This window comes from Chitinolyticbacter meiyuanensis, from assembly GCF_008033135.1.
In the GTDB taxonomy this organism is placed as follows: domain Bacteria; phylum Pseudomonadota; class Gammaproteobacteria; order Burkholderiales; family Chitinibacteraceae; genus Chitinolyticbacter; species Chitinolyticbacter meiyuanensis.
Genome location: NZ_CP041335.1, coordinates 2523787 through 2537627 on the forward strand (window position 1 = coordinate 2523787; position 13841 = coordinate 2537627).

11 protein-coding genes are annotated in these 13841 nt (G+C 64.5%); 5 read left to right on the plus strand and 6 right to left on the minus strand.

Translation table 11 applies throughout. The features are described from left to right. Window positions 1-2 precede the first annotated feature (2 nt). Genes tssM through tssJ form a run of 4 tightly spaced genes read right to left on the minus strand, consistent with a single transcriptional unit; the run spans window position 3 to window position 6806 of the window. Window positions 3-3623, minus strand: a complete 3621-nt coding sequence (tssM, locus tag FLM21_RS11980; protein WP_148715784.1) for a type VI secretion system membrane subunit TssM — start codon at window positions 3621-3623, stop codon at window positions 3-5. Next, complete coding sequence (locus tag FLM21_RS11985; RefSeq protein ID WP_148715785.1) at window positions 3620-4921, minus strand: DotU family type VI secretion system protein; 1302 nt, start codon at window positions 4919-4921, stop codon at window positions 3620-3622. The genes tssM and FLM21_RS11985 overlap by 4 nt, the downstream gene beginning before the upstream one ends. Further along, window positions 4918-6285, minus strand: coding sequence for a type VI secretion system baseplate subunit TssK (gene tssK, locus FLM21_RS11990; protein WP_148715786.1), 1368 nt, complete (start codon window positions 6283-6285; stop codon window positions 4918-4920). The genes FLM21_RS11985 and tssK overlap by 4 nt, the downstream gene beginning before the upstream one ends. A 2-nt stretch (window positions 6286-6287) precedes the next feature. Next, complete coding sequence (gene tssJ / locus FLM21_RS11995) at window positions 6288-6806, minus strand: type VI secretion system lipoprotein TssJ (RefSeq protein WP_148715787.1); 519 nt, start codon at window positions 6804-6806, stop codon at window positions 6288-6290. Window positions 6807-7022: 216 nt separating this feature from the next. Here tssJ and FLM21_RS20835 point away from each other — a divergent pair, with 216 nt between their 5' ends. From FLM21_RS20835 to FLM21_RS12015, 4 genes are all read left to right on the plus strand, one after another. Next, window positions 7023-7601 (plus strand): TssQ family T6SS-associated lipoprotein, encoded by a 579-nt coding sequence (locus FLM21_RS20835; protein WP_187359877.1) that lies wholly within the window; start codon window positions 7023-7025, stop codon window positions 7599-7601. Window positions 7602-7648: 47 nt separating this feature from the next. Continuing rightward, on the plus strand, window positions 7649-9313 hold the full coding sequence (gene tagH, locus FLM21_RS12005) for a type VI secretion system-associated FHA domain protein TagH (RefSeq protein ID WP_148715788.1): 1665 nt from the start codon (window positions 7649-7651) through the stop codon (window positions 9311-9313). Continuing rightward, the gene (locus FLM21_RS12010; protein WP_148715789.1) at window positions 9307-10059 is read left to right on the plus strand and encodes a PP2C family protein-serine/threonine phosphatase; all 753 of its coding nucleotides are present in this window, start codon (window positions 9307-9309) and stop codon (window positions 10057-10059) included. Before tagH ends, FLM21_RS12010 begins: the two co-directional genes overlap by 7 nt. A 426-nt stretch (window positions 10060-10485) precedes the next feature. Further along, entirely contained in the window at window positions 10486-10689 is a 204-nt protein-coding gene (locus tag FLM21_RS12015) for a hypothetical protein (protein ID WP_148715790.1), read from the plus strand. Here the strand turns inward: FLM21_RS12015 and FLM21_RS12020 are convergent. Together FLM21_RS12020 and FLM21_RS12025 are read right to left on the minus strand one after the other, a co-directional pair. Further along, window positions 10656-11603: a D-2-hydroxyacid dehydrogenase gene (locus FLM21_RS12020; protein ID WP_148715791.1), complete on the minus strand. Its 948-nt coding sequence runs from the start codon at window positions 11601-11603 to the stop codon at window positions 10656-10658. The genes FLM21_RS12015 and FLM21_RS12020 overlap by 34 nt on opposite strands. 18 nt (window positions 11604-11621) lie before the next feature. Beyond that, a complete protein-coding gene (locus tag FLM21_RS12025) occupies window positions 11622-12503 on the minus strand; it encodes a LysR family transcriptional regulator ArgP (RefSeq protein ID WP_187359878.1) in 882 nt (293 codons plus the stop codon). 100 nt (window positions 12504-12603) lie between these two features. Between FLM21_RS12025 and lysA the strand changes: the two genes are divergently transcribed. Then, complete coding sequence (gene lysA / locus FLM21_RS12030) at window positions 12604-13839, plus strand: diaminopimelate decarboxylase (RefSeq protein ID WP_148715793.1); 1236 nt, start codon at window positions 12604-12606, stop codon at window positions 13837-13839. The last annotated feature ends 2 nt before the right edge of the window (window positions 13840-13841 follow it).

Consider the following 13841-nt stretch of genomic DNA (forward strand, 5'->3'; position numbering starts at 1 on the left):
GTTCATGTGCGCCCCGGGCAGGAGAACGATTCGAGCTGCGCCAGCCGGAACGGGCTGCGCACACTTGATGCGGTGACTTCGAACGTCACCTTGCTGCCGCCCAGATCGAAGGTGGCGATCATCTGCTCCGGCACCCGGCCGGGGGACAACGTCGCCCGATCGAACAGGCGGTGCAGCGCCCACGGGCCTTCGGTGACGAAGCCACCGCCAACGCTGCCAACGCCGGTGACCTGCACGCGCACCTGGTTGCTGCCACGCGGCCCCGGCCACTGCACCTGCATCGGCACCTGCGGGCCATGTGCATAGCGCACGATCTGACCGTCGATATCGAGCACGATCTGCGAGATGTTGGCGTCCATCTGCAAGGGCTTGAGCTCGACGCGGATCGTCGGCGTGCGCGCGCCGCCGGCGAAATAGACATCGCGGATCACCGCAGCGCGCTCGAACGCCGGCAGATAACCCGCCGTCTGACCGCCCTCGCCCTTGAAGCGCCAGGGGCGCGCGGCGGTATCGACCTGGCTGGCGAGGTTCTTCTGGAAGAAGTCGTCCATCAGGCCGGCCGGCGCGAACAGCTGGGCAAAATCGCCCGTGGTCATGTCGCGCGCTGAGCCGCGCACCAGTGGATAGCGTCCGCTCACGGCCTGGCGGCAGAAATCGCCAATGGTGGCCGCTGCGTTACGACCCAGTTGCTGGTGCACCAGCTGGGCCACATGGCTGTCCGAAGCGCTCGCAAGCTCGCCCAGCATGCCGCGGAACGGCAACGGCAGGCGGCCTGCGTCGGCATGGATGCGGCTGAGCACTTCGTCGCTGGGCGGCGCGCTGCCGTCGCGCAACGCGGCATCGGTCGCGGTCAGGTAGGTGTAGAACTCGTTCAGCGTTTCCCGCACGGCATCGATGGGCGCGGCTGTGCCGTTGGGGCCGGGCTGCACGAACTGGCGCAGCGCGGCGAAGCGGTTGTCGACCACCTGCTCGGGGCGCTCTGCCTTGCCGGCTACCGCGGGTTCGGCGGACTCCGGCTCGCCAAAGAGATCGACCAGCGATTCGCGGGTGGCGCCTACCTTGTCGCGCGCTTGTTCGATCAGGTTGCGTTCGTCGTCCTTGCTGTCGCGCAGCAAAGTCGTTTCGCGCGAAGCGGCGCTCATCAGCCGCAACAGCGGCGAATCGGGCGCCGACAGCGTACGCGCCACCTGGATGTTCTGTGCCAGCGTGGGGCTGCTGCGCAGCCGCAGGTCGGCAAGATAGCCCTCCCACGCAGCGATGTAGTCGGCGAAATAGAGCCGCTTGACCTCGCGCACCCAGTTGGCCTGCGATTCCGGGCCGGTGATCTGCGGCTGGCGCAGCGCCAGCACCCAAGTCTCCTCCCGTGCGCGGCTCGCTACATCACGCTCGACGCGCGGGGCAAAACCCTGCCAGTAGCCGCGGTAGGTATAGAGGCCGGGCACGCCGCGATTGAGGCTGGTGCCGCTGGCCCGGGCGAATACCAGCGTCGCCTGCGGGCCGACCACCTCCACCGCGTTGAAGCCCGGCAACGTCGCGTCGTGCAGCAGTGCGCGCCGCATGCCGCTGTAGCTGCGCTCGGCCAGCGTGTGGCCTCGCAGGCGCTCGCGCACCTGCGCCACCAGCGCATCATCCTTGGCATAGGGCGAGCTGACCGCGCGCTCGGCGAACAATCGCGCCAGATGCTGACGCAGTGCGGCGCGTTGCGCGCGGGTGATGTCGCGCCCCAGGCTGCGCTCGATATCGAAGGACAACCAGGCCTGCAGGAAGTCGGCGTCGTAGTGCGCCGCGTCGTACAGCATCAGATAGGCCTTGAGCGACCCGTAGGAAAACTCCAGGTCCCCCGCCGGCGCATTGCGCAGGCCTTCTTCCAGCCGCCGCGCCATCAGCGGCAGCAGCGCATCCTCGAGCGCATGGCCGTAGGCGCCGTCGGCGGCGGCCATCAGCTTGTCACCTTGGTAGAGGCCAAGCCGGTGGCCCAGCGGCGCATGGTTCACGTCGAAGCGGGCACTGGCCGGCAAGGCACGCAATTCGTCGAGCGCCGGCATCAGCGCCGTGGCGGCACTGCGCTCGTTCACCTTGACCACGGCGATACGCGCGGCGACCTGTGGCAGCTTGGCCGCCACCTCGTCGATGTATTGCTGGTTGTGGCGATAGCTGACCAGCCAGCCCAGCAGCAACGCCACCGATGCGACGGCCGCCGCCGCATAGCCGGCGCGCCGTGCCCAGCGCCGCCGTTGCTGCCAGCGCTCGTTGTGGCCGGCGAGCCCCGCCTCCTTGAAGATCACGTCCTGCATCAGGCTGCGCAGGAAAAAGCTGCGCCCGGGCTCACCGACCTGCGGTGCATAAGCACGGCCATCGATTTGCAGGAAGCGCTTGATGCCACCCATCACCCGGTCGAACACCGTGCCTTCCTGGGTGCCGCTGGTGAAATAGACGCCGCGCAGCAGCGCCCGCTCTTCGAAGCGCGATTCGGCGAACACCTGCGTGAGGAACTGGCCCAGCAGCCCTTGCAGGCCGGCGAATTCCTGCGGCAGCAGGTAGGCCAGCTCGCGCTGGCGCGGGTCGTGCTCGGCCAGCAGTTGCTCGGGCAGGCCGGCATAGAGCCGTTGCAACAGTAGCTCGTATTCGGCTGCGAACGCGCGCTGCAGATCGAAGCCCGGCTGGCTGGTGGTCGCCAGCGGGAAGGTCACGCCCCACACCTGGCCGCGTCCTTCGCGGCCCAGCTGGGCGAAATACTCGGTGAAGCCGGCCAGCAGATCCACCTTGGTCACCAGCACGTAGACCGGGAAAGCAATACAGAACTCGCCGCGCAGCTCCTGCAGCCGCTTGCGTAGTGTCATCGCGTGCTGGGTGCGCTCCTGCTCACCGGCGCCCAAGAGATCGGCCAGGCTGATGGTGAGGATCGCGCCATTGATGGGCTGGCGGGCGCGGAATCGCTTCAACAGGCCGACGAAGCCTTGCCATTCCTCCTGATCCTGCTCGCGGTTGCTCTCCTGCATGGTGTAGCGGCCGGCGGTATCGATCAGCACCGCCTCGTTGGTGAACCACCAGTCGCAGTTGCGGGTGCCGCCCACACCACGGATCGCGGCCTTGCCGAAATGATCGGCCAGCGGGAACTCCAACCCGGCATTGACCAGCGCCGTAGTCTTGCCCGAGCCCGGCGCGCCGATGAACACATACCACGGCAGCTGATACAGGTATTGCTGCGAGAAGCGATCCAGCCAGCGTGCGGCCCCCTTGCCCTGAGGTACGAAGCGGGCGGTCTTCAGCCGCTCGACGGCCTCGTCGAAGCGCTGGCCCAGCTCCGCCAGATGCGGATTGGTCGCGACCTCGGCCGCGCGGGCCTCTGCAGCCGGCGCGCGGATCTGGTTGAGCAACTGGGCATTGAGCTGCGCGGCGCGCCAGGTGCGATACAGCACGCGCGCCAGCCAAATCGCGAACAGGGCGACGATCAGCAGCCAGCGCACCCATTCGGGCTCCAGCGGCCGGTAACGGCCAATCGCGATCAGCGGCCCGAGCAGCCAGATCAGGCAGGCCAGCACGATCAGCCCGAGCAGCACCCACAACTGGCGATTGAAGACCATGGCCGTGGCCCGGCCCAGCAGGTCGAACAGCCGGTTCATCGCCTGACCTCCGTTCCAGCGCTACCCGGCGGCACCAGCACGGTGATCTCGACGCGGCGATTGCGCGCGCGGTTGCCCGGCGTATCGTTGGGCGCGACGGGATCGGCGGCACCTCGCCCCTCGGCGCGCACCCGGCCCGGCTTGGTCAAACGCGCCTGCAGCTGTTGTCGCACCGTATCCGCCCGCGCTTGCGACAGCTCCCAGTTGGAGGCAAAGCGCAGGCCGCGCGTCGGCACATCATCGGTGTAGCCCATCACCAGCACCGTGCCGTCGACGGTGTTGAGCGCATCGCCGATTCGCGCCAGCAATGGCCGATAGCGTTCGATCAACCCCGCCTCGCCCGATTCGAACAGCCCGTCGCCGCGCAGCACCACCACGCTGCGATCCGATTCATCCCGCACCGTGACCAGCTTGTCGCGGATCTCCGGCTCCAGCAGCTGAGCCAGCCGTGGTGGGGCCACCGGCTTGATCACCGGTGCCGCAGTCAGCAACCGGGGTAACCGCAGCCGGTCGATCCCGGCAAATACATCGTCGGAGCGGCTGGCCAATGCCCATTGCAAGCCGATGAAGACCAGCAGGCACAGCAGCGTAGCCGCCGCTACGACCACCCACACCGGCAGCACCCGCTGCACCGGTTTGGGGGCCGCCGCCGGATCATGCCAATGCGGCGACAGTGCCATAGCCGGCTCGCCACGCACATGGCGGACCATCTGTACCAGCCGGTGGCGCAATGCATCGAGCTGCGCACGGCCCTGGTCCACCACGCGGTAGCGCCCTTCGAAGCCGAGCAGCAGGCAAAACAGCTGCAGCTCCAGCAGATCGATGTGCTGCTGCGGCTGCTGCGACAAGCGCCCCAGCAGCTGGAAGAACTTCTCGCCGCCCCAGGTTTCGTTGTGGAAGGTAACGAGCAGGCTATGCGCCGACCAGACACCACCACCACCCCAGGGTGTCAGCGTGGCAGCCTCATCCAGCGTGGTGCACAGGCAATAGCGGGCGCCAATGATGGTTTCGGCGGCAATGCCGGCCTCACGGGCGCGCACTTCGAACTGGCGGATCTCCTCGAGCAATTGCGCGCGCAGGCGCGCCGGATCGGGATGCTGCACGGTGGTGCGGATCTGCGGCACCAGATTGAGCAGCGGGTTGGCCGCGGCCACCAGCGGATTGCTGCCGCTGATGATGCGCTGCATCGGGGCTTGGGCGCCTGGGGCGTAACCGTGGGCGGCGGCGCCCGGATTCGGAGGGACGAAGCCGGCAGGCTGCGCCAGTGGATCGAACAGGGTATCGGCAGTGTGGCTCATGTGCGGATCGCCCAGAATTCCATCGCAAGGCCTGGGAAATCACCGGCCACGTGCAATGCCAACCCGCCCGATTTTTCCAGCTGCTTCCAGAATTCCCCGCCCTTCTCCAGCTCGAAATAGCTGAAGCCGGCGTGATACGGCAGTTGGCGTGGCGCCACCGGCAGGCTGCGCACCGGAATCCCGGGTAGCTGCAGCAACACCAGATCGCGGATGCGTTCGACCGCACCCAGCTTGAGCTGTGCCGGAAAGCGCGTTTGCAGGGCGTCGGCCGGCATGTCGGCACCAACCGCCAATACAAAACCAGCCTGCTGCAACAATTCCATCGACGGAATCTGCGCCACGCGGACGCCGTTGCCCCGGTCCTGCAGCGCAATCGGAATGGCGTGCCGTTCCAGCACCGTGGATAGTGCGCGTCGCAATTCCGCCATCAGCGGCAGGAAGGTGGCACGCAGGTCATCGTGGCGATATTCGGGCAGCACATCCGGCCGTCGTCGCGCTGCGGTGTGGGTGGCGAGATCGCAAGCAAGCTTGAGCCAATCGCCGAACAACTGGCTGGGATGCAGCACCGCCGCCTGCCCGGCATGCCAGGTGACGGCGGTATAGCGATTGACGAGTTCCAGCATCAGGAAGTCGGCAATTTCGCCCACGCCGCCCCGACCAGGTTGGGTCAGTCGCTCGGCCAGCACGTCGCCACGTTGCTGCAACAACCCATGCAGCTCATCGAGCCAACCGCGCAATACCGGATGTCGAGTGGCGGACAATAGCGGCGGCAGGTAATCGTCCTGCAGCACCACCACGCCGTCACGACGCCGCTCCAATACCCGCACCACGCCAATCGCCAGCCAATCACCATTGAGTGCAGATGCAGGCATCAATCGCAGATCGAGCTGCCCCACCTGCAATACGGCCGGGCCGAATGCAGCGGCATTCGCATCCTGGATTTCAAAATCGGCAACCTGATAGCGCGCCCAGCCGCGTTGGCTATCGTCGCGCCACGCGATTTCCTCACTGCCTGCGCGCCAAAGCGGCAGGGCCAGCACCACCGTTTCATCCTTGCAGTCGACGGGGATTTCCAGGGCTGCGGGTGCCGCATCAACCTCGAACGAGAAAGGCGTGCCGTCCGGCATGACACCGGCTCCGGCAGCCAAGGCAACCCTGCCGAGCGCAAGCGCCTGACGATCTAGCTCCAGCTTGAGCCAGCCCCAATGGAAGCCTTGCAACGGCAGGCTGCGCGCCTGTACGTAGTGCTCGAGATAACGTTCCAGCTGCTGGAAATGGTGAGGACGCAGGAACATGCCCTCGGTCCAGACCACACGCTGACGCAGGCTGCTGGCTACGGCGGGAAGCGGGTCGTGCGGCTTCATGGCTACTTTGCCGCCGGCAGCAATTCAATGCCACCATCCTTGATATTGATACGCGCGATCATGCGATCCGGAGAGGTCTGCCAGAATTTATACAGATTCAATTGCTTGGGCTGCGGCAATTCAACCACCTGCCGCCAATGACTCGATTCCAGTGCACGATATTCGGCCACAATGCCAATGGCACGCGCATCCAGATTGCCAGGCCTCGCAATCGACTTCGTTTCGCCCGGGCGCAATATCACGCGCTCCACGGCGATCAATTCCGCACCCAATGCGGATTCCGGCTTTTCCTGCAAACTGAAGAAATCACTCGATTCGAAAGCAGCTGCGGCACGTAATTCGAACACCTTCACCACAATGGGCGACGGCCGCCTGCGCGCATCCGGGTTCACATTCTTTGCCGCGGCAATATCCACTTGGTATGGAATGGCGGCAGAACGAGCGGTCGATGCGCACCCCGACAGCAGGAAGGCAAGAGAAAAACACGCTAATACACTGATAAACTTGAGTAAATTTCTCATTCAGTCATATTCTGGGCAGCACGAATCCATCATCCGTCGTAGCTCGGACGAGCGATATGCAATTTGCAAATAAGCCAACTCTGATTCAAGCTGAATTTGCCTACGTTGCGGCAGGATTCCCGCTTGAATACGGGGCAAAGGCTATGCGGGATTTATGGCAGCTTCAATACCGTTCCATGACGGATTTGATGAACGGGGTTTTTACCGGGTTGTGCGGTGGGTCATGAAAATTTCATGCAAAAGGCTAGACAACGATATCAGGGCACACTAAACGCGTGCGTGGATAAAGCCTGGATTGCACACATCAATCCGCAGCCGCGCGTGCTTTTGTATACTGCCGATTCCATTCCGGAATATGGTCTTGCCAGACAATTGCCCATGAAAGCCAATTTTCTCGTTTATTCGTTCACACCGTTTTTTTGTGCGGTTTTGCTTACTGCCTGCCAGAGCCCCAGCAGGCCCGGCCCAACCCAGGCCATCAACCCGGCGGCACAGAAGGCGGCACAGGCCGCCCTCGACCAGGGTTCCCGCCAGTACGAAGCCGGCAACTTCGCCGCTGCGATCAAGGTGTTGAGCGGGGCCAGCGAGATCAACCTCGCCCGTACCGATACCCAGGTGGAGGCGCACAAGCTGCTGGCGTTCAGCTATTGCAGCAGCGGCAAGCCCTCGTTCTGCCACGCCGAATTCGTCAAGATCCTGTCGCTGGATCCCGGATTCAAGCTTTCGGAATCGGAAAGGCATCATCCGATCTGGGGGCCGGTGTTCGAGTCGGCACGCAAGCAAGCCAACCTGTGAAGCCACTCCTCGGTGGCCTATCCAGCAGCTAAGAAGGAATCGCCAGCATGCGTTTGACTGTGCTCGAACATCGCGGACTAACGGTTGACCCACCGATCAGCATCACGGTGCATCCGCCGGGAATCACCATCGGCCGTGGCAACGACAACCATCTGGTGCTGGCGGACGAAACACGACAGATTTCGCGGCTGCAAGCCGCGCTGCAGTGTGGCAGCGACGGCATACAGCTACGCAACATGAGTACCGTCTGCCCCATCGTGATCAACGACGTCGGGCTGGAGCAACAGGCGCAGCAGCGCTTGGCGCCAGGTGACACCATCCGCATCGGCAGCTACCTCATCCTTGCAGAATCCCCGGAAGGCGCCGTGCCATCGCCTCCGGAAGCAGCCAGTGAGCGCCCGCAAGGGCGACCTGACATTGCGAGCATCCCGTCGCCGGTCAGCCCCGATCTTCCCGCTATTGTGGCACTTCCCCACCCAGTAGCGCCTGTCGTGATTGACCCCATCTCGCCTGCCCATGCTGACGGGTTCATGGATTTGTTCGCCCAGGCAGCCCCGCTGTCGTCGGCGCCACCGGCTGATGTTGCTCAAGATGCGGAGCCCGCTTCAGCCTTGCCGGAAATGGCAGCGCCTGAGGCACTCGAGCCGGCAGCTTCTACAGCGCCAGCCGCCTTGCCGCCGGCACACTTCTGGGACGATCTGGTCGCCGAGTTCACCCCGCCGCCAGCGCCGGCCACCTTTGCATCACGGAGTCTCGAATCCCCGCTCGCCCCGGAGCCTGTACCCGCAGCAAAATCCGCCGAGCAGCACGTCGCGCTGGATGCGCTCGCGGCGCTCAGCGTCCAAAGTGTGGATCCGCTTGCGCTGTTCGGCGAGGCAGAAGGCGGCGGCAACGTGCTGTTCGAGACGACTTCCCATGCCCCGGATGGACTCGGCCTCTCGCCCACCGCACGGACCGCCAAGCCGGCGCCAAATCACGCCCCCGAATTGCGCACGCATTTTGCAGTTCCGCTTGTTGAGCAAGTAATAGCCCCGCCAGTTCAGCCAGCCACGGTTGCGCCAGCAACGGATCACGCCAAGGGGGCGCCGAAGCACCAGGAAGCCGCCGCACCCGTCGCGCCACCATCGGTGCAAGCATCCGTTCCGGCAGCGCAGCCAAGTGCCGACATGGATGCCGAACAGTTGCAACGCGTGCAGGCGCTGCTTGATCGGACGCTGGGCGGCACGATGAACCTGTTGTCGAGCCGCACCATCATCAAGCGCGAGGTCAAGGCCGACCTCACCATGATCCTCGACAAGGAGAACAACCCCCTCAAGCTGCTGCCGGATTCAGCCACCGTGCTCAAACAGATGTTCGGACCGCCATTCCCCGGCTTCATGTCACCCGAGCAGGCGATCGACGATGCATTCGATGATTTGCAGGCGCACCAGATCGGCATGCTGGCCGGCATGCGCGCCGCGCTGAGCCAGCTGCTCGACCAGCTCGACCCAGCCGGGGTCGAACGACATATGGCACCGGCGAGCGGCATGGCCCAGCTGTTCAAGGGAGGACGGGATGGCCAGGCCTGGCGCGAATATCGCCAGCTACACCGGACCATGGTCGCCGCGGTGGAGGACGACTTCCATCGCGTGTTCGGGGCCGCTTTCCTCGCTGCCTATGAAGCCGAAGTGCAGCTCTACAAGCTGCAGCGCAAAGGGGCCGGCCCATGCTGAAGCTCAGTTGTGCGCGCACCTCCCAGGCTGGTGGACGTCCCAGCAATGAAGACGCGATCGGCATCCGCATCCGCGAGCACGATGCCTGCTTCATCCTGTGCGATGGCGTGGGTGGAGAACGGGGTGGCGGTGTCGCCGCCCGCCTGGCAGTACAAGGTGCGCTGCAGCAGTTCGAGCATCAATCCCAACGCCAGCTGGAAAAGCTGGCGCAAGCCAGTGTGGCAGCGGCTCACGCGGCCATCCTTACCGAGCAACTGCGCAAGGCCGATCAGGCGCGGATGGCGGCCACGCTGGTGGGCCTCTTCATCGATCGCGTGGCAGGGTTCGTGCATTGGGTGCATGTCGGTGACAGCCGGCTGTACCAGTTCCGTCGCGGCACGCTGCAGCAACGCACGCGTGACCACAGCCTAGTCGCCCAGATGGCCGCCGCTGGGCTGCCCGCCGATCACATCAGCCCCAACCTCCTGAGCCAAGCCCTGGGGCGCGGCACCCTCAGCCCCAGCCACCTTGCCAGCGCCTGGCCGATGCACGACGGCGACGCCTATCTGCTATGTACCGACGGCTTCTGGCAGACGTTGAGCGAGCAGGACATCGAAGCCCAGCTTCGGCTGGCCGGCAGTGCCGAAGACTGGGTAACGCTGCTTGCCCATCGCGTTACCCAATCCGCGCAGATGGACAATTACTCCGCGATCGCTGTATGGGTGGGCGAGCCGGAACTGGTGACGCTGGCGCAGACGCTCTTATAGGAAGCAATCCAGACAGTAGCGCTTGTGTCGCGGCTACGCCGCATGCCGCTGTTGCGCGTATGCGTGCGCCGCCGCGCCACCCAATAGCTCCGTTCATCAGCTTGGTTTCGTAGTTTCTCTTCTTTCACTACATTCACGCCTCCAAGCTCGCTGACAAAGTCGGAAGCCTGAGCAAGTGTGGCAACAGCAAGTGCGATGCATGCTGAAGCGAAGCTATCGATTCAGCATCATAAATCAGCGTTTTACTGCATGTTCGACAGTCTCTTGACGTAGCGTTGCTTCGGAACATGCTTCGTCATCTTGTGCGCGCAATTCTGCTTTCCGTATTTGAAAATTGAGCTTGCGGATCGTATCAGGCAAGCCACGGATGGCAGCGCTAGAGTCGTTCCATACAACGCAGCCCGTGACCCGCGCAGGAGCAGACCTATGGAAACCGCGAACACTGTCGCCGTCCAGCACCAGAGCTTCGAAGCACCCGCACTCGCTTCGCTCGAGGTCCTGGGAATAGAGGCGCTGGCACTGTTGGTCGTCAGTACCGTGGCCCTGCTGGAGATACGCCAGCGCAAGCGGGCCAAGCCACGCCGCCCATTGATGATCTACAGCAGATGGCGCGGGTTGCCCGAGAAGTAAGCCTCGATATTGCCGATCAGCTGTTCGGCCAGCGTGGCCATGGTTTCGGTGCTAGCCCATGCCATGTGCGGTGTGATGATCAGGTTGGGCAGCTGCACGGCCAGCAAGGGATGGTCGCCGCGTGGCGGTTCCTCGCGCAGTACATCCAGCCCCGCGCCGGCGATCCGTTGCTGCTGCAGTGCCTGTAGCAATGCATCCTCATCGACCAGGCCGCCACGCGCGGTGTTGATGATGATCGCACTCGATTTCATGCGCGCAAGTTCGGCCGCACCGATCAATCCGCGTGTCTCGTTGTTCAACGGGCAATGCAGGCTGAGGACGTCCGCGGTGGCCAGCGCCGTATCGAGATCAAGATATCCCGGCCGTGCTACGGACGTACCACGGCGCTCGACGAAGTACACTGCCATGCCAAAAGCGCGCGCCAGCTGGGCCGTGGCCTGGCCCAGGGCGCCCGCGCCGATCAGGCAGAGACGGCTGCCGGCCAGATCGTGCATTGGCGCACCAAAGTGGCAGAAACCTGTCGCCTGCTGCCACGCGCCTGCAATCACGTCCGCGCGATACGCCAGCAATTGCCGCCGCAGCGCCAGCATCAACATCAGCGTGTGCTCGGCCACGCCGTGGATGGCGTAGTCGCGGATGTTGCACACGGCCACACCGCGCTGGCGACACGCTGCGAGGTCGATGATGTTGTAGCCGGTAGCGGCAACGGCAACCAGCTTCAGATCAGGCGCTGCTGCCAGCGTCGCCGCGGTGATCGGCACCTTGTTGGTGATGGCGACCTGGGCGCCAGCGAGGCGTTCGGCGGCCTCCTGCGGCGTGCTGTGCGCGTATTCCAGCCATTCGTGATCGAAAGCAGGTTGGCGCAGCGCAGTGGGCAAGGTGGCGCGATCGAGAAAAACGAGACGAGGGAGCATGGCGAGGCGTGGAACGGGTTAGGCGGTGAGCAGGCGTGCAGCGAATTCCTGGATGGCCTCGGTCAGCGCGGTAGCGGCGTTGTTCTGCCGAGCTGCGTGGTGCCAGTACAACGGGATGGGTAGCGGCGGCACATCGAGCATGACCAGTGCTTCGTCGGCAAGCGCTGCGATGGCTTGTACCCGCGGCACCACCGCATAGGCGACGCCCGCGCAGGCCGCGGCGAACAGCGCGCTGGAATCGGGAATGGCATGGCAGGGATAGCCGCCATCCTCCAGGCCGTGAAGATCGCGCAGCCAGCGCCGGTGCAGGCTCTGTTTCTGGCCGTAGACAGCGGCTGGCGCCTGTTCCAGCGCCTCCTTGGTGACGCCGGCAATGAAGAAATGATGGGCAAAAGCGCGAGTGGCGACGAAGACATACGGCAAGGCACCCAGCGAGACCACTTCGCAACCGGCTACGGCCTGGGCCTGCGTGCTGATGCAGCCGCCGACTTCGCCGGATTTCAGCAGATCGAGCGTGTACGACTCGTCGTCCACCACGCAATCGAGCAGGATGCGGTGCTGGCGCAGCACCGCCGCCAGTGCCGGGATCAGCCCGATCGCCAGGCTGTCGGCATTCACGCCGATGCGGATGGTCTGCCAGCCGGCCTCGCCGTCCACCTGCGCTTCCAGTGCCTGTTCCAGCGCCCTCACCTGCCGCACGTGGGCCAGCAGGCGCTCGCCCGCTGCCGTCGGCCGCACCGGCGCCTCGCGCACCAGCAACACTGCGCCGAAACGCTCCTCCAGCAAGCGGATGCGCTGCGACACGGCGGACTGCGTCAGATGCAGGCGCTTGGCAGCCCCATCGAAGCTGCCGGCTCGCGCCACCATTTCCAGCGCTTCGAGCAGTTTGTAATCGAACACGGCGATAAGCCCGGCTGATCGGCAATTAGAAAATAGCGTTTTACCACGCGGCGGCGCTCTGTTTGAATACGCGCCACTTCGTATACAGGACAGCCCCGCCATGAAATCGGTCAACGGCCCGCAATTGATCGCCATCGCCCAGCAGTACGGCACCCCCAGCTGGGTCTACGACGCAGCGGTGATCCGCGAGCGTATCAGCCAGCTCCAGCAGTTCGATACCATCCGCTTCGCGCAGAAAGCCTGCTCCAACGTGCACATCCTCAAGCTGATGCGCGCCGCCGGGGTGAAGGTCGATGCCGTGTCGCTTGGCGAGATCGAGCGCGCGGTTGCGGCTGGCTACGACGCGGCAGGCGAGCATCCGGGCATCGTGTTCACGGCCGATCTGCTCGATCATGCCACGCTGGCCCGGGTGGTGGAACTTGGCATTCCGGTGAACGCCGGCAGCCCGCAGATGCTGCAGCAACTGGGCGAAGCCAGCCCCGGCCATCGTGTGTGGCTGCGCATCAACCCCGGGTTCGGCCACGGCCACAGCCAGAAGACCAATACCGGCGGCGAGCAGAGCAAGCACGGCATCTGGCACGAGCATTTGGCCGAGGCCTACGCCCTGATCGAGCGCCACGGGCTCGATCTGGTCGGGCTGCATATGCATATCGGCTCTGGCGTCGACTACGGGCATCTCGCCGAGGTGTGCAACGCCATGGTTGAGCATGTGAAGGCCAGCGGCCGCGATATCCGTGCCATCTCGGCCGGTGGCGGTTTGTCGATTCCCTACCGGGTCGATGGCGAGCGCATCGACACCGCGCACTACTTCAGCCTGTGGGATACGGCGCGCAAGCAGATCGAAGCGTACCTGGGCCATTCAGTGCACCTGGAGATCGAGCCCGGCCGTTTCCTTGTCGCCGAATCCGGCAAGCTGATCGCCGAGGTTCGCGCCAAGAAGGATGTCGGCAGCAATCACTTCGTGCTGTGCGACGCCGGCTTCAACGACCTGATGCGCCCGGCCATGTATGGCAGCCATCACGAGGTATCGGTACTGGATGCAACCGGCAAACCACGGAGCGGCTCAGCTTGCCCCACCGTGCTGGCCGGGCCGCTGTGCGAATCGGGCGATGTATTCACCCAGGAGGAAGGTGGCGTGGTGGCGCCACGCGCCCTGCCTGCAGCCGAGATCGGCGACTTCGTGGTGTTCCACGACACTGGCGCCTACGGCGCCAGCATGTCGAGCAACTACAACACCCGGCCGCTGATTCCCGAAGTACTGGTCGACAGCGATGCGATCAGCTTGATCCGTCGTCGCCAGACCGTGGCCGAACTGTTGGCGCTGGAAGCGCTTTAAGC

Bases quoted from the DNA above. Each gene is read 5' to 3' on its own strand.
- tagH (WP_148715788.1), top strand. From the start codon at position 7,649: ATGCGTTTGACTGTGCTCGAACATCGCGGACTAACGGTTGACCCACCG.
- FLM21_RS12010 (WP_148715789.1), top strand. From the start codon at position 9,307: ATGCTGAAGCTCAGTTGTGCGCGCACCTCCCAGGCTGGTGGACGTCCC.
- FLM21_RS12015 (WP_148715790.1), top strand. From the start codon at position 10,486: ATGGAAACCGCGAACACTGTCGCCGTCCAGCACCAGAGCTTCGAAGCA.
- lysA (WP_148715793.1), top strand. From the start codon at position 12,604: ATGAAATCGGTCAACGGCCCGCAATTGATCGCCATCGCCCAGCAGTAC.
- tssK (WP_148715786.1), bottom strand. From the start codon at position 6,285: ATGAAGCCGCACGACCCGCTTCCCGCCGTAGCCAGCAGCCTGCGTCAG.
- tssJ (WP_148715787.1), bottom strand. From the start codon at position 6,806: ATGAGAAATTTACTCAAGTTTATCAGTGTATTAGCGTGTTTTTCTCTT.
- FLM21_RS11985 (WP_148715785.1), bottom strand. From the start codon at position 4,921: ATGAGCCACACTGCCGATACCCTGTTCGATCCACTGGCGCAGCCTGCC.
- FLM21_RS12020 (WP_148715791.1), bottom strand. From the start codon at position 11,603: ATGCTCCCTCGTCTCGTTTTTCTCGATCGCGCCACCTTGCCCACTGCG.
- tssM (WP_148715784.1), bottom strand. From the start codon at position 3,623: ATGAACCGGCTGTTCGACCTGCTGGGCCGGGCCACGGCCATGGTCTTC.